At 46.8% G+C, this 13,935-nt stretch carries 18 protein-coding genes; 10 read left to right on the forward strand and 8 right to left on the reverse strand.

Annotated elements, in window-relative coordinates; all coding sequences use genetic code 11:
• The first annotated feature begins 166 nt into the window (after window positions 1–166).
• From AX755_RS25020 to AX755_RS23525, 4 genes are all read left to right on the forward strand, one after another.
• Window positions 167–751, forward strand: coding sequence for a hypothetical protein (locus AX755_RS25020; RefSeq protein WP_072051492.1), 585 nt, complete (start codon window positions 167–169; stop codon window positions 749–751).
• 22 nt (window positions 752–773) lie between these two features.
• Window positions 774–1,607, forward strand: coding sequence for a lysozyme inhibitor LprI family protein (locus AX755_RS23520; protein WP_062857561.1), 834 nt, complete (start codon window positions 774–776; stop codon window positions 1,605–1,607).
• A gap of 11 nt (window positions 1,608–1,618) precedes the next feature.
• Window positions 1,619–1,978, forward strand: a complete 360-nt coding sequence (locus tag AX755_RS25025) for an acyl-CoA dehydrogenase (RefSeq protein ID WP_073971506.1) — start codon at window positions 1,619–1,621, stop codon at window positions 1,976–1,978.
• Window positions 1,979–2,264: 286 nt separating this feature from the next.
• Window positions 2,265–2,786, forward strand: a complete 522-nt coding sequence (locus AX755_RS23525) for a hypothetical protein (protein ID WP_000429952.1) — start codon at window positions 2,265–2,267, stop codon at window positions 2,784–2,786.
• Between the two features lie 53 nt (window positions 2,787–2,839).
• Here the strand turns inward: AX755_RS23525 and AX755_RS23530 are convergent, their stop codons facing one another.
• The 4 genes from AX755_RS23530 to AX755_RS23545 all read right to left on the reverse strand — a co-directional run bounded on the left by AX755_RS23530 (window position 2,840) and on the right by AX755_RS23545 (window position 7,082).
• Entirely contained in the window at window positions 2,840–4,162 is a 1,323-nt protein-coding gene (locus tag AX755_RS23530) for a DUF6575 domain-containing protein (RefSeq protein ID WP_062857562.1), read from the reverse strand.
• Window positions 4,163–4,588 (reverse strand): hypothetical protein, encoded by a 426-nt coding sequence (locus AX755_RS23535; RefSeq protein ID WP_062857563.1) that lies wholly within the window; start codon window positions 4,586–4,588, stop codon window positions 4,163–4,165.
• Window positions 4,589–4,764: 176 nt separating this feature from the next.
• Window positions 4,765–6,027 (reverse strand): tyrosine-type recombinase/integrase, encoded by a 1,263-nt coding sequence (locus AX755_RS23540; protein WP_012126240.1) that lies wholly within the window; start codon window positions 6,025–6,027, stop codon window positions 4,765–4,767.
• A gap of 191 nt (window positions 6,028–6,218) precedes the next feature.
• Window positions 6,219–7,082: a YicC/YloC family endoribonuclease gene (locus AX755_RS23545; protein WP_013094887.1), complete on the reverse strand. Its 864-nt coding sequence runs from the start codon at window positions 7,080–7,082 to the stop codon at window positions 6,219–6,221.
• Window positions 7,083–7,207: 125 nt separating this feature from the next.
• Between AX755_RS23545 and rph the strand changes: the two genes are divergently transcribed.
• Together rph and pyrE are read left to right on the forward strand one after the other, a co-directional pair.
• Window positions 7,208–7,924 (forward strand): ribonuclease PH, encoded by a 717-nt coding sequence (gene rph / locus AX755_RS23550; protein WP_013094888.1) that lies wholly within the window; start codon window positions 7,208–7,210, stop codon window positions 7,922–7,924.
• A gap of 67 nt (window positions 7,925–7,991) precedes the next feature.
• Complete coding sequence (gene pyrE / locus AX755_RS23555; protein WP_013094889.1) at window positions 7,992–8,633, forward strand: orotate phosphoribosyltransferase; 642 nt, start codon at window positions 7,992–7,994, stop codon at window positions 8,631–8,633.
• A gap of 83 nt (window positions 8,634–8,716) precedes the next feature.
• Here the strand turns inward: pyrE and slmA are convergent, their stop codons facing one another.
• The 3 genes from slmA to coaBC all read right to left on the reverse strand — a co-directional run bounded on the left by slmA (window position 8,717) and on the right by coaBC (window position 11,081).
• Entirely contained in the window at window positions 8,717–9,313 is a 597-nt protein-coding gene (gene slmA, locus AX755_RS23560) for a nucleoid occlusion factor SlmA (RefSeq protein WP_013094890.1), read from the reverse strand.
• Between the two features lie 120 nt (window positions 9,314–9,433).
• Window positions 9,434–9,892: a dUTP diphosphatase gene (gene dut / locus AX755_RS23565; protein WP_015570042.1), complete on the reverse strand. Its 459-nt coding sequence runs from the start codon at window positions 9,890–9,892 to the stop codon at window positions 9,434–9,436.
• Window positions 9,870–11,081 carry a bifunctional phosphopantothenoylcysteine decarboxylase/phosphopantothenate--cysteine ligase CoaBC gene (gene coaBC, locus AX755_RS23570; protein ID WP_029881894.1) on the reverse strand — a complete coding sequence of 404 codons (1,212 nt, stop codon included), beginning with the start codon at window positions 11,079–11,081 and terminating at the stop codon, window positions 9,870–9,872. Before coaBC ends, dut begins: the two co-directional genes overlap by 23 nt.
• Window positions 11,082–11,253: 172 nt before the next feature.
• On the opposite strand from coaBC, the gene radC reads away from it, so the two are divergent.
• The 4 genes from radC (at window position 11,254) to mutM (ending at window position 13,450) form a co-directional block, all read left to right on the forward strand.
• Window positions 11,254–11,922, forward strand: a complete 669-nt coding sequence (gene radC / locus AX755_RS23575) for a RadC family protein (protein WP_062857564.1) — start codon at window positions 11,254–11,256, stop codon at window positions 11,920–11,922.
• Between the two features lie 217 nt (window positions 11,923–12,139).
• Window positions 12,140–12,376, forward strand: a complete 237-nt coding sequence (gene rpmB / locus AX755_RS23580) for a 50S ribosomal protein L28 (protein WP_002436699.1) — start codon at window positions 12,140–12,142, stop codon at window positions 12,374–12,376.
• A 22-nt stretch (window positions 12,377–12,398) separates the two neighbouring features.
• Complete coding sequence (rpmG, locus tag AX755_RS23585; RefSeq protein WP_013094893.1) at window positions 12,399–12,566, forward strand: 50S ribosomal protein L33; 168 nt, start codon at window positions 12,399–12,401, stop codon at window positions 12,564–12,566.
• Window positions 12,567–12,640: 74 nt separating this feature from the next.
• Complete coding sequence (gene mutM / locus AX755_RS23590; protein ID WP_062857565.1) at window positions 12,641–13,450, forward strand: bifunctional DNA-formamidopyrimidine glycosylase/DNA-(apurinic or apyrimidinic site) lyase; 810 nt, start codon at window positions 12,641–12,643, stop codon at window positions 13,448–13,450.
• 2 nt (window positions 13,451–13,452) lie between these two features.
• Here the strand turns inward: mutM and coaD are convergent, their stop codons facing one another.
• Entirely contained in the window at window positions 13,453–13,932 is a 480-nt protein-coding gene (coaD, locus tag AX755_RS23595; protein ID WP_013094895.1) for a pantetheine-phosphate adenylyltransferase, read from the reverse strand.
• Window positions 13,933–13,935: the final 3 nt, after the last annotated feature.

The following is a 13,935-nucleotide window of genomic DNA, read 5'->3' on the forward strand; positions in this document are numbered from 1 at the left end:
CTATGGATTATAAATTTATTTTTGCTCTTCTATGGCGGTTAGTTGAAGTGCTGAACTGAGATGTACGGATTTATATCGCTTTTACTTTAACCATGCTTATCGAGGATGACCTATGTTGATACACCGGTTACAAGGACATGATTGAAGGTCTTTGCGGGCAAAATTAATGAAAAAACAAAAAATACTTATTATTGAATCACGCAGCGATCTGGATATTTATGATGAAAGATGCGAGGGAAATACGCTAAGGAAGGTTTTGGAGCTACAAGGAGTAGCTGCAAAATGTACTGAAGTAGTTAATGAGGGAATGCTAGTAAAAGCATTGAAGATAGCGCAACGAGAGCACATAAAATATGTACATATCAGTGCTCACGGCTCATGTGATGGTTTTATTTTAACAGATGAGGGTTTTATTACATGGAAAGATTTTGATCGTATAGCATGGCCTATATTAAGAGGTAAATGTATTTGTTTTTCTAGCTGTTCAGTCGGTAGGGGCGCGGAACAATTATTTGATTTTCATAAGTCTTTTTGTAACGCAATCGTTGGACCCACAAGAGATATTACTTGGGGGGAGGGGCTTGTCGCATATTCTGCATTTTATCACCGAGCACAATCGTATGAGAAATCATCCTTACAGGATGTTCGGGTAATGAATCATATTGTTGGCGCGGGTACGTTCAGGCTCATAGAATCACCATATATATCATCTACCTACACAATTGATGGTTCTCCAAAATATGTTTATTAAGTTCGTAAAATAAGGGCTTCTCATGGTAAATATCATAAACAAAAAATCTTTATTCGTTCTATCAATGATGGCTTGCAGTACAAGTTATGCAGCTTCTTTTGATTGTAATAAAGCATCTTCAGATGTGGAAAAAATCATTTGCTCCGATCATAAGTTAGACCGCTTGGATGATTATCTATCTCAAAACTATAAAATAGCTATGAGTCCAGATATGCCTGAAGGATCCAAATCTAAGATTAGAGAATCGCAAATAGCTTGGCTTAATAAGAGAAATGCTTGTACTGATGCTCAATGCATTGAGAAAATGTATTCTAAGCAGATAGATTATCTTTGGAATGAATGCTTCGAGCATCTTCATGGAAAAATTGAATACGTCAAATACTCTGAAGCGATAGATAAAATTAAAAGAGATCTTGATTCTCAAGAGTATAATAAAACTCATAAGAAACCTGAGGAAGTTATCAGGGAATTATCAAGCAAAAATAATAATAAAGTCCAACAATTAGGATTTAATGATAAACAATTAGAATCAATTTTATATTTAGATGGATTTGGTAGTTACTTTGAATATCATACTCTCAAGGAATGTTTGTCATTGATTTTTGAACTTCCGGATTTAACCTCTTTGGAGAAGATAAACTATAAAGGTTATGCTGGATTTAAAATAAAAACAACAGGGAGACCTTCTTCTGGGTTTATTTTTAGAGAAGAAAATGGTGAGATTTATTTAAATGGTCTCATATCTGGCGATAAAGTTATTGAGGCTACTACTGAAAATGACATGCGAGAGTTAGCTCGTATTTTTTTGAGCTATACAGGTTATGTTATTGACAATAATAACTTCAAAGATTTATGACAGGTATTATAATGAGAAGGTTTTCTATTATTTTTATTTTTGTTACAGGTTCTTCTTTGGCTAATACTTTCGTTTTTACGAAAAATAATAATGTTCTGTCATTATCTCCGGGAGTTGAGATTGCCGAGTTTAGTATTAATGGATCTCATAGTAATACTTCTAGTTTATGTATTATAGGAGGTATGGCTGAATCTGTTAGGGCTGGAGAAGGACAGAGAAATCGCTGGATCTACAGTGATTCTTCGAGTGCATGTGTGGCGGTGATCAGTGAATTGAAAGATGGCACAGTTAATGTTATGACTCGTAGCTGTGAAAACTATTGCGGTGTCTCTGCTGTTGGTTCATTGGATGGGAAATATGTTCTAAAATAGTTAAACGAATAAGAGCCATAATTTACTGTGGCTCTTATCCGAAGTGCCTTGCTGAATGATTTTATAAATCATCGGTAAGTTAATTTTAAGGGCTGCTAACCACTGGGTAAATCTATACGGTGTGATTGTGGCATAATACATTGATGCATTATATAATAAACGGTGGTATAGTAAACATAAACGTAGTTGTATAATAATGCTTGCTTTTTCTAGCTCGTGATCAACCAGTCTTTCAATATGAGTAAAAATCACATTTTTAATCTAAAAAAATAGTAAGAGATAAATAATGGAAAATAATCCTGAAGAGATACCTTTTAGTTGGGGAAGGCTGATTTTAGCTTTCATCATTTTTATTTATTTGATGACCTACTCTTTTCTTTCGATAAAATATTTATTCCTATCGTGGTCAGGCGATTTTTCTTTTTTAGGGAGGATATTGCATTTTAATAATACATTTACTGTTAATGAGGAAATAAAACTTGCGATTTTTACTACATTTGGTGCTATTTTAGGTGGTGCAACATTAGGTATTACTTCATTGCACAAATATGCTGCTGTAAATAAAAAGTTAGATATAGATCATTTATGGGGCTATTTGATGGCTCCAATTCTTTCTGTAATTATTGGGATATTGATATTTTGCCTTCTTTATAGTGGGTTGATAATTCTTACAGGTGGTTCTAATCCTGATACAGAAAAGAATAGTGTAAAGATTGGTTATTTATGTATGGGAGCAATTTGTTCTTATAACTGGGATGTGTTTATTAAAAAGCTCCAACAGTTATCTAAACATGTATCTGAAGGATAATGCTGGATTAAAAGAATAAAGAGAGGCAAGCCTCTCTTTATTCTTTGCTTTAATTAAACTCCGTTTTTTTGATGTTTCTCGTCATTGACAGCTTTAACATCTAAATAATGTGGTATGAGCTGTTTCCACCATGATGATAGAGTGTTTGCTCTACGGCTAATCGTTTGACCAGACAAAGTCGGACAGCGTTCAGTCAGAAAATCCTTTGCAGTATTAGGATCTATCTCGGCTATATTAGTTAAATCAAAATGATTTATCCATGCCCATACACACTCACTGGCTTCAAAGGCATTAGCAGTAATCCTATATTTTGTATTATTATCTGAAAGAGCAATTCTTTGCCCCTGAGGGGTTAGCTCACCATTATATTCAACAAATCCAAGTATATGAGCAGATTGTCTATAGTAAGCAACTAGTCTTGGTTCCACATTCAATGACATAGCATTTACTGGTTCATTATTCCATTTTAAATCAATAAGCTTGAATACTTTCTCTATATCATTTCCTTGAGGAACTTTGATAGATGAGATATATGTAAGTGCTCTTTTTTTAAGGCGAGATAAATATATCTCTGCATCTATTTTGTATATTTTTATGATTTTTTCTGGTTCTGCTGAAGAGCGCAGCTCAAAATCAATACTTGAATTTTCTATTGCTTTTAATAAATTCAGAAAAACTTTAATATCTATATCCCATTCTTCTAAGAAGGAAGTGATATCTTTTTTATGTATCATTAGTTCTGATACTTTTGCCAAAAACTCTTCGAATTTCGTTAAGTTTTCTGCGTGGAGAGAAATAGCAAAAGAACCATATCTAGCATTCAACGGTTGTAAACTACTAACAATATCATGAGATTTATTAAAGCCAAAAACCAGCTCACTAAATCTATCACACACAAGGCTCATATGTTCTAATAAAACATTTTTCTTAGATTTCTTGTTTGTTTTAGATACAATTAACTCATGTGTTGGAATGAGATCGTTTTCAAGAATACTAGGCGCGTAAATTTTTATGTTTTTTACAAATACATTTTCCTTAGGGAGTTCTATCTCTGCTATTTTATTTCTATGTTTAAAATCAACAATTAACTCTTCACTTGAAGAGAATGGCAATTTAACATCGTAAAAATACTCTTGTTCCTGTTGCTCGAGTATTGTTTTTAAATTTAATTGTTTCTTTTCAAAAGCTATTATTTTAGATTTTGAACACGGAATTACATACCAGTTTTCGAAAGCTTCTTCGTCACCAACCCAGTATACAAAAAAAGTTGAGCCGCTTTCATTTTCGGCATAGAAGATTTTTGGACCATCAAACTCGAGGTAAACATTTATTATTCTTAGTTTACCAAATCTTGGATCACTAGCGAATAATTCCATTTATTTAGCCTCGCTAAAATTTATATGAATGTGGCTACTTTTTTTTAGCCACAATGTAATATGACCTTCTTCAAGGGTTTTACGCATTTTCCCCATACTAGCGTTGACTACGCCGCAGGCCAACTTGCGTTGTTTCAAGGCTTCCGGTAGCGATTCCATCGCCTCCAGTAAGAGGTCTTTACTAGCCCACATACTCGTACCATAAACCGCCTGCTTTTTTTCTAAGGTATTACATTTTTCATGCCTATTAGGCTGTTCTTGATGGGTTGACCAAAAACACTCTTCTGTCGGAGGTAATGATTTAACCAGTCTGTATAAGGTTCCAGCCGCATCGACAGCATCCTTCGGTGGTAACTCAAGATCAGATGGATAAAAGTCGGGCCAACCATCTTTTTTTTCGTTCTTAGTTTCTTGTTTTTTTAACATAAGTGTAACGGTCGGTAGATTTTACAGATAGCTACATTTACCCTCAAATTGGCCGTTAAATCAAGAACACATCTCACAAGTGTTGACCATTTAGAAGGATATGGCGCGAGAAGAAGATTGAAAACCCAACTGTTGACATGTAACACCCCCCACTGTGCGTTACTTACTGGTGCATTTCATGCAATCCCCTTTCTCAACGGCATCACGTTATAGCCTTCACCTCTTTCTAAAGAAACCAGCAAGTCAGCCCACAGCTCCAACGCCTGCTTCCTCTCATCGAAATACTGATAACGGTTGTATATCCCCTCAACACCTTTGATTCTGTGGTTCAGGCAGCGTTCTGCAACTACTGGATCAATCCCTAATGCAGCCAGGTGCGATCGCGCGGTACGTCGAAAATCATGAATAGTAAAATTAGGTACGTCGGGGAGGTTACCCTTCACCTTGCTCAATGCTACGGGGAGTGTACTTTCCTGAATGTGAGGAATCATCCGGTGCTGCATCTTTCTTGCTGGCAGCACCCACTGGCTATTGCAGGACATTTGATGCAGTTCCTTCAGCCATTCAAGAGCTACTGCCGGGATAGGTATATCAATCGCATCGCCATTCTTTACCCGCTCTGCGGGTAAGCGCCAAACTGCTTCATTAAAATCGAACTCTTCCCAACGTGCACCGCAAAGCTCCATTTTGCGGCAGCAGAACACCAGCAGAAGTTTCATTGTCAGTTCGTTCTGACGTGAGAAACCTTTTGTCATCGGCATTGCCTGTAAGAATCGCGCAAGCTCTTCTCGGCTGAGCCAGCGTTCCCTGCTTTTTTCCTGCCCACCTGCATCATCAATTTCAAAAGCACTAGTAGGATTCGTTTCTAGCATATGCCGTCTTATCCCATAATCGAAGATACGACGAGTCCATCTGAGCACATCGTTAGCGACTGTAGGTGCACCACGCTGAACTATTTTTTGCAGCATGTCATCAATATCCCTGGCTTTAACCTCTTCAATTCTGAGGCGACCGATTGCCGGATTAATGTCCTTATCTATGCGACGACGTAGGATGTCTGGATGCTTCCACCGATTGAGAATCTGGCGTTCAAAGTATTCAGCTGCAAGTTCTGAAACACGTAGCGCGTGCTTTTCATCCTCCATCTTCCTCAGCGCTTCAGCTTTGCGTTCTTGCTTTTCCCCCGCAACGTCATAACCCAATGCAACCCGTGCTGACTGTTCTTTAGCTTTTGCTCGTGCTTTAGCGAGTGACAGCTCGGTGTACGTGCCTATGACCAGCGATCGCTGTTTGCCCGCAAAACGATAACGCAAACGCCAAAAGGGTACTGAGTAATTTTCTGGGAAGCACAAATACAGCCCACCCCCATCAGAGCGACCAGCAAAATGCTCACCCGATTTTATCCATGCTCTGATTTGTAAGTCTGTCAGTTTTGCCATGCTTATCTTGTCTCATTGCTGTGTACATAAACTGCGTGTCATAAATGCCAGTATGTACACGTCTATGTACATACGAAACACGCGCTCTAGTGATACGATATGAGACTATATAAAACAAAAAAGGCCATGATTTACAATGGCCTTTTTGTCCAGGTAAGACTTAATGAGACAACACGAGATCGCGTGAAACGTTACTCGATATTCTGGATCTGCTCGCGCATTTGCTCAATCAGTACCTTGAGCTCAATGGCGGAATTCGTTACGTCGGCATTGATTGATTTAGACGCCAGGGTATTCGACTCGCGGTTGAACTCCTGCATCATAAAGTCGAGACGACGGCCAACGGCTTCTTTCTTCTTCAGAATGTTGTAGGTCTCTTTAACGTGTGCTTCCAGACGGTCCAGCTCTTCGGCCACGTCAACGCGCTGCGCCATCAATACCAGCTCTTGTTCCAGACGGTTATTTTCCAGCTGAACTTCCGCTTCTTCCAGTTTGGCAACCAGACGCTCGCGCTGCCACTGCAGCACTTCCGGCATATGGGTACGTACTTTTGCCACTTCGGCGCTGACGCCTTCAAGGCGCTGTTCAATCATCGCTTTCAGCGCCTGGCCTTCGGTTTCGCGAGCAACGATAAAGTCATCCAGCGTGCTGTCGAGGGCGGCAAGGATTTCAGCGGCAATTGCATCCAGATCCTGCTCTCCGGCAGCCATGACGCCAGGCCAGCGCAGAATATCAACCGGATTAATTTCGCCTTCGTCGCTTTGCATTTTGACCCAGTTCGCCGCATTGACGAGCTGTTTTGCCAGTTTTTCGTTGAGGATCAGTTCGCCCTGTGCGCTGGCATCCGGCTCAAAACGCAGGTTACATTCCACTTTGCCGCGCGTCAGACGCGTACGGATACGCTCACGCACCACAGGCTCAAGGCTGCGGAACTGCTCCGGCATACGGAAATAGGTTTCCAGATAGCGCTGGTTTACCGAACGCATTTCCCAGGTAGCGCTACCCCAGCTACCCTTGATTTCACGCCGGGCGTAGGCGGTCATACTGCGGATCATAGATATTCCCGTTTTTAAAGGAGAGATGGGGGGATTATAGCTTTCAGGGGCTTCTCAGGATAGGAATAAGCGTCCTTTATCCGTATAATGCGCAGCCACATTCGTTTCAAGCCGGAGAATTCATCATGCGTCCAGCAGGTCGTAGCGCCAATCAGGTGCGTCCCGTCACCCTGACCCGTAACTATACAAAACACGCTGAAGGCTCCGTTCTGGTTGAGTTTGGTGACACCAAAGTGCTGTGCACGGCTTCCATTGAAGAAGGCGTTCCGCGTTTCCTGAAAGGTCAGGGCCAGGGCTGGATCACGGCTGAATACGGCATGCTGCCGCGTGCAACGCATACCCGTAATGCCCGTGAAGCGGCAAAGGGTAAGCAGGGCGGCCGTACCATGGAAATTCAGCGCCTCATCGCGCGTGCGCTGCGCGCCGCTGTTGATCTGAAAACGCTGGGCGAATTCACCATTACCCTGGACTGCGACGTCATTCAGGCTGACGGTGGCACGCGTACCGCATCGATTACCGGTGCCTGTGTGGCGCTGGCGGATGCCCTGAATAAACTGGTTGCGGCTGGTAAGCTGAAAACAAACCCAATGAAAGGGATGGTTGCCGCGGTGTCCGTCGGTATCGTTAACGGTGAAGCGCTTTGCGATCTTGAATACGTAGAAGACTCCGCCGCCGAAACTGACATGAACGTGGTGATGACCGAAGACGGACGTATCATTGAGGTGCAGGGCACCGCAGAAGGCGAACCGTTTACCCACGAAGAACTTCTCACCTTGCTGGCTCTGGCCCGAGGGGGAATTGAATCTATTGTAACGACGCAGAAAGCGGCGTTAGAAAATTGATTTTAAAGGCGACCAATGAGTCGCCTTTTTTTTGCCTGTAAGACAGAAAAGACAAAGGAGCGAATCCATGAAACCGTATCAGCGCCAGTTTATTGAGTTTGCGCTTAACAAGCAGGTCCTCAAGTTTGGCGAGTTTACGCTGAAATCCGGGCGCAAGAGCCCCTATTTCTTCAATGCCGGGCTGTTCAATACCGGGCGCGATCTGGCGCTGTTAGGCCGTTTCTATGCCGAAGCGCTGGTGGATTCAGGGATTGATTTCGACCTGCTGTTTGGCCCGGCCTATAAGGGCATTCCGATTGCGACCACCACCGCGGTTGCGCTGGCAGAGCACCATGACCGCGACGTACCGTACTGCTTTAACCGTAAAGAGGCCAAAACCCACGGTGAAGGCGGCAACCTGGTCGGCAGCCCACTGCAGGGGCGCGTGATGCTGGTGGACGACGTCATCACCGCGGGTACCGCCATTCGCGAATCCATGGAGATTATCCAGGCCAACGGCGCGACGCTGGCTGGCGTGTTGATTTCTCTGGACCGTCAGGAACGGGGGCGTGGTGAAATCTCGGCCATTCAGGAAGTTGAACGTGATTACAGCTGCAAAGTGACGTCAATCATCAACCTGAAAGACCTGATTGCGTATCTGGAAGAGAAGCCAGAGATGGCGGATCATCTGGCTGCGGTGCGGGCATATCGCGAAGAGTTCGGCGTGTAACGGAATCGCCCGGTGGCGCGTTGCTTGCCGGGCCTGCGCAATTTGTGGGCCGGATAAGGCGTAGCCGCCATCCGGCAACGACGCTACTGCAACTGCGCCGCCACTAACGGCCAACGGGCGTCGAAATCGTCCGTTGGGCTGTATTTGAACTCACTGCGTACAAAACGAGAGAGCATCCCTTCGCAAAACGCCAGGATCTGGCTTGCCAGCAGTGTTTCATCCGTGCTGTAACCTTCGCCTTCACGCATTTTCTTCTCACGCAGTACCTGGCGCAGCTGCGCTTCAATACGCTCGAAAAGCTGGTTAATGCGACCCTGCAGTCTGTCCTGCTCAAACATTAGCGCATGGCCAGTCAGAATACGGGTCAGGCCCGGGTTACGTTCTCCAAATCCCAGAATCAACTGCACAATCAGACGCAGACGCGCGGTGGTGTCTTTTTCGTCTTTCAGAATCAGGTTGATGCGCGTGATCAGACTGTCTTCGATAAACTCGATCAGGCTGTCGAACATCCGGGTTTTGCTCGGGAAATGACGGTACAGCGCCGCTTCAGACACGCCTACAGAGGCGGCCAGTTTTGCGGTGGTGATGCGTTGACTGCCATCGCTGGATTCAAGCATCAGAGCCAGAGATTGAAGTATTTCTTCGCGACGGTTCCTTTTCGCGGTTTGTTTTTCTGCCATGTTGCAAAATACCCCTGAAAATAAGCACTTGTCAGGCTGGCATCCACACAGCGACCGCAAACTGGCGTTTGCGGTTTGTTATGACATTATGGCGCTGTGAGATGCGTGTCTGTCGGGCGGTTATTTGCGCCCGGAATGGCCGAAGCCGCCTTCGCCACGGTCGGTGGCATCAAAGTCTGCCACCAGGTTAAATTCTGCCTGCACCACAGGTACAAAGACCATCTGCGCGATACGCTCGCCCGGTTCAATGGTGAAGCTGTCCTGACCCCGGTTCCAGACGGAGACCATCAGCTGGCCCTGGTAGTCAGAGTCGATCAGGCCGACCAGGTTACCCAGTACGACACCATGCTTATGACCCAGGCCTGAACGTGGCAGGATCACCGCCGCCAGTGAAGGGTCGGCAATGTGAATCGCCAGGCCCGTTGGGATCAGGGTGGTCGCACCCGGAGCCAATTCTACGGCGTCATCGAGACAGGCGCGCAGGTCAAGACCGGCAGAGCCGGAGGTGGCATAGGTTGGCAGCGGGAATTGCTCGCCAACACGCGGGTCCAGAATCTTAACGTCGATTTTTTTCATCATAACGGGTAACGATCTCGTCCAGTAATTGTTGGCCCAGGAGTTCCTTGCGCTCAAGCGGTAAGATTTTATCTCCATCCTGCCAGAAAAGGTGCAGTGCGTTGCTGTCGCTGTTAAATCCTTGCGTGGCCAGCGATACGTCATTCGCGCAAATCAAATCGAGGTTTTTGCGGGTACGTTTTTGCCGGGCATATTCTTCCACATTATTTGTTTCTGCGGCAAACCCAACAACGTAAGGACGATGGGTTTTCAGCGCGGCGACCCCAGCAACGATATCCGGGTTTTTAACCATTTTTAGTGTTAATTCATCGCCTTGCTTTTTGATTTTTGCATCGGAAATGGTCTCTGCGCGGTAGTCCGCGACGGCAGCACAACCGATAAAAATCTGCTGGTTTTGCGCATGGGCCTGTACCGCGGCCTCCATTTCCAGCGCGGTGGTGACGTCAATACGCTGCACAAAAGGCGGCGTAGGTAACGAGACCGGGCCACTGACCAGCGTGACGTTCGCGCCGCGTTTCGCCGCTGCGGCCGCAATCGCAAAGCCCATTTTACCGGAGCTGTGGTTGGTAATGTAACGTACCGGATCCAGCGGCTCGCGCGTTGGGCCGGCTGTAATCATGATGTTGAGATGTTGCAGGTCGTTGACAGGCGAAAAATGGGCCGCGGCCATATCGACAATAGTCAATGGATCAAGCATACGGCCTGGGCCGACATCGCCACAGGCCTGGCTCCCGCTGTCCGGCCCCCAGATCAGCAGGCCGCGCGAGGCCAGCGTCTGTAGATTATGCTGGGTCGCGGCATTGCGATACATCTGCTGATTCATAGCCGGCACGACGGCAACAGGAGCGGGCGTAGCCAGACAAATGGTCGAAACCAGATCGTTCGCCATCCCGGCGGCAACGCGGGCAATTAAATCGGCCGTGGCGGGGGCAAGGATAACCAGGTCTGCCCATTTCCCAAGCTCAATATGACCCATCGCGGCTTCTGCGGCAGGGTCAAGCAGGCTGTCAGATACCGGGTATCCTGAAACGGCCTGCAGGCTCAGAGGAGTGATAAAGGCTTTTCCACCTTCGGTTATCGCGACCCGTACGTCGGCCCCGCGCTCGCGCAGACGGCGCACCAGTTCCGGCGTTTTATAGGCTGCAATGCCGCCGCTAACGCCAAGAACGATTTTTTTACCGGCCAGGCTCATCATGATTCTTTCCTGTTGGGTTTCATCAGAGAGCGGGCATTTTATCACAATCCCAAAAACGGGGTGATCTTGTCCTTCGGTCACTTTGCGAGGCGTTACGCAAGAACGAGACGCGAGAGTCAGGTACCTGAGTAGCCTATGGCAAGATGGGCAAAAAACAGGGAGAAAAAGCATGGAAGACGAGGATGATCTGCTCTTACCGCGCGAAAAATTGCTGCGCTATGGCGTCACTTTGCTAAAAGATGAGGAACTGCTGGCGCTTTTTTTGCGCACCGGTACGCCGGGCAAAACGGTCTTTACGCTGGCAAAAGATCTGATAGGCCATTTTGGCTCACTCTACGGTTTGATGACGGCGGAACTGGCGGAGTTTGCGCATGTGGAGGGTATCGGTGTGGCGAAATATGCCCAACTCAAGGGGATTGCCGAACTGGCCCGCCGTTTTCAGTGTGTTCGTATGCAGGAGGAGGACCCGATACTGACTCCTGCGATGACGCGCGAGTTTCTGCAAAGTCAGTTAACCGATATTGAACGCGAGATCTTTATGGTGATCTTTCTCGACAACCGGAACCGGGTGCTCAAGCATAGCCACCTTTTCTCGGGCACGCTAAGCCATGTAGAGGTTCATCCGCGTGAAATTGTGCGCGAAGCAATAAAATTGAATGCAGCCGGCGTGATACTCGCGCATAATCACCCTTCTGGCTGTGCAGAACCAAGCAGAGCTGACAAAGAGATCACCGACCGCATTGTCAAATGCTGTCAATTCATGGACATTCGTGTGCTGGACCATCTGATAATTGGCCGCGGAGAGTACCTTTCTTTTGCAGAACATGGCTGGATTTAGGCTATTTCTCGCGATCCATCGGGATCTTTGTCTGTTCGGGACTTGAGCACACCGCCGAGTCAGCGTATACTACGCCACCTTTGAGAATCTCGGGTTTGGCATTTGGGCCTGGCAATCGAGAGTTCAATAGAACTATGCGATGACCGGGCTGTAAAGCCTGACGAGGCGCCGATACCCCATACGAAGCTCGAGCTAATTTGATTTTTGGAGAATAGACATGTCCCGAGTCTGCCAAGTTACTGGCAAGCGTCCGGTGACCGGTAACAACCGTTCCCACGCACTGAACGCGACTAAACGCCGTTTCCTGCCGAACCTGCACTCTCACCGTTTCTGGGTTGAGAGCGAGAAGCGTTTTGTCACCCTGCGCGTATCTGCTAAAGGTATGCGTGTAATTGATAAGAAAGGCATCGATACAGTTCTGTCCGAACTGCGTGCCCGTGGCGAAAAGTACTAAGTACTTAAAGAGGAAATAAATCATGGCTAAAGGTATTCGCGAGAAAATCAAGCTGGTTTCTTCTGCTGGTACAGGTCACTTCTACACCACCACGAAGAACAAACGTACTAAGCCGGAAAAACTGGAACTGAAAAAATTCGATCCAGTTGTACGCCAGCACGTAATGTACAAAGAAGCTAAAATCAAATAATTTTAGCCTCCTTGTATTGAAAAACCCCGCAACTGCGGGGTTTTTTGCATTCTGCATCTTACTACGGAGGAATCATGCCTGAATTACCTGAGGTGGAGACCAGCCGCCGCGGTATTGAGCCGCATCTGGTCGGCGCGACTATTCTTCATGCTACCGTGCGTAACGGCCGCCTCCGTTGGCCGGTTTCTGATGAGATCCATGCGTTAAGCGATAAACCGATCCTCAGCGTCCAGCGCCGCGCGAAATATCTGCTCCTGGAGCTGCCCGATGGCTGGATCATCATCCATCTTGGCATGTCCGGCAGCCTGCGGATCCTCACTGAAGAGCTGCCTGCGGAAAAGCATGACCATGTCGATCTGGTGATGAGTAACGGCAAAGTGTTGCGTTATACCGATCCCCGCCGCTTTGGCGCATGGTTGTGGACCAAAGAACTGGAAGGACATAGCGTACTGGCACATCTGGGGCCAGAGCCGCTTTCAGAAGCGTTTAACGCGGAATACCTGAAAGCGAAGTGTGCGAAAAAGAAAACCCCGATTAAACCCTGGCTGATGGATAACAAGCTGGTGGTCGGCGTGGGGAATATCTATGCCAGCGAATCGCTGTTTGCAGCCGGGATCCATCCCGATCGGTTGGCCTCTTCGCTGTCGGCGCAGGAGTGTGAGCTGCAGGTACGGGTGATTAAAGCGGTGCTGCTTCGCTCAATTGAGCAGGGGGGAACGACGCTGAAGGACTTCCTGCAAAGCGATGGTAAGCCAGGCTATTTTGCTCAGGAGCTGCAGGTGTATGGCCGCAAAGGCGAGCCGTGCAGGGTGTGTGGAACGCCGATCATCGCAACAAAGCATGCCCAGCGCGCCACATTCTATTGCCGTCAGTGCCAGAAATAGCGCTACTTTAGCTTGTCCATCAACGCCTGGTGGACGTTAACCGGCAGGAAATGGGTAACGTCCCCGTGATGACGCGCCACCTCTTTCACCAGCGTGGAAGAGATGAACGACCACTCCTTGGATGGCATCAGAAATACGCTTTCCAGCTCCGGCATCAAATGACGATTCATATGCGCCAGCTGCATCTCATACTCGAAGTCTGCCACCGCGCGTAAGCCACGGATCAGAATCGTCGCCTGCTGAGCGCGGGCAAAGTTGGCCATCAGATCGCTGAAGCCCACCACTTCCACGTTTGGCAGGTGCGCAATGGCCTCGGTGGCAAGCGCGACGCGCTCGTTCAGGTCAAACATCGGTTTTTTACTGGGGCTGGCAGCAATCGCCAGAATCACCTTGTCGAACATGCACGCCGCACGGGTGATGATATCAAGATGACCATTGGTGATCGGATCAAAGGTACCTGGATAAATCGCTTTTGTGCTCATGGC

The sequence above is a fragment of the Enterobacter sp. SENG-6 genome, assembly GCF_001605945.1.
GTDB classification, from domain to species: Bacteria; Pseudomonadota; Gammaproteobacteria; order Enterobacterales; family Enterobacteriaceae; genus Enterobacter; species Enterobacter cloacae.

What these genes read in the sequence shown, in the direction of transcription:
- AX755_RS23545 (WP_013094887.1), bottom strand. Translation starts at nt 7,082, where the DNA reads ATGATCCGCAGTATGACCGCCTACGCCCGGCGTGAAATCAAGGGTAGC.
- AX755_RS23520 (WP_062857561.1), top strand. Translation starts at nt 774, where the DNA reads ATGGTAAATATCATAAACAAAAAATCTTTATTCGTTCTATCAATGATG.
- rpmG (WP_013094893.1), top strand. Translation starts at nt 12,399, where the DNA reads ATGGCTAAAGGTATTCGCGAGAAAATCAAGCTGGTTTCTTCTGCTGGT.
- mutM (WP_062857565.1), top strand. Translation starts at nt 12,641, where the DNA reads ATGCCTGAATTACCTGAGGTGGAGACCAGCCGCCGCGGTATTGAGCCG.
- radC (WP_062857564.1), top strand. Translation starts at nt 11,254, where the DNA reads ATGGAAGACGAGGATGATCTGCTCTTACCGCGCGAAAAATTGCTGCGC.
- AX755_RS23525 (WP_000429952.1), top strand. Translation starts at nt 2,265, where the DNA reads ATGGAAAATAATCCTGAAGAGATACCTTTTAGTTGGGGAAGGCTGATT.
- coaD (WP_013094895.1), bottom strand. Translation starts at nt 13,932, where the DNA reads ATGAGCACAAAAGCGATTTATCCAGGTACCTTTGATCCGATCACCAAT.
- rpmB (WP_002436699.1), top strand. Translation starts at nt 12,140, where the DNA reads ATGTCCCGAGTCTGCCAAGTTACTGGCAAGCGTCCGGTGACCGGTAAC.
- AX755_RS23535 (WP_062857563.1), bottom strand. Translation starts at nt 4,588, where the DNA reads ATGTTAAAAAAACAAGAAACTAAGAACGAAAAAAAAGATGGTTGGCCC.
- rph (WP_013094888.1), top strand. Translation starts at nt 7,208, where the DNA reads ATGCGTCCAGCAGGTCGTAGCGCCAATCAGGTGCGTCCCGTCACCCTG.
- dut (WP_015570042.1), bottom strand. Translation starts at nt 9,892, where the DNA reads ATGATGAAAAAAATCGACGTTAAGATTCTGGACCCGCGTGTTGGCGAG.
- AX755_RS25020 (WP_072051492.1), top strand. Translation starts at nt 167, where the DNA reads ATGAAAAAACAAAAAATACTTATTATTGAATCACGCAGCGATCTGGAT.
- coaBC (WP_029881894.1), bottom strand. Translation starts at nt 11,081, where the DNA reads ATGAGCCTGGCCGGTAAAAAAATCGTTCTTGGCGTTAGCGGCGGCATT.
- AX755_RS25025 (WP_073971506.1), top strand. Translation starts at nt 1,619, where the DNA reads ATGAGAAGGTTTTCTATTATTTTTATTTTTGTTACAGGTTCTTCTTTG.
- AX755_RS23530 (WP_062857562.1), bottom strand. Translation starts at nt 4,162, where the DNA reads ATGGAATTATTCGCTAGTGATCCAAGATTTGGTAAACTAAGAATAATA.
- pyrE (WP_013094889.1), top strand. Translation starts at nt 7,992, where the DNA reads ATGAAACCGTATCAGCGCCAGTTTATTGAGTTTGCGCTTAACAAGCAG.
- AX755_RS23540 (WP_012126240.1), bottom strand. Translation starts at nt 6,027, where the DNA reads ATGGCAAAACTGACAGACTTACAAATCAGAGCATGGATAAAATCGGGT.
- slmA (WP_013094890.1), bottom strand. Translation starts at nt 9,313, where the DNA reads ATGGCAGAAAAACAAACCGCGAAAAGGAACCGTCGCGAAGAAATACTT.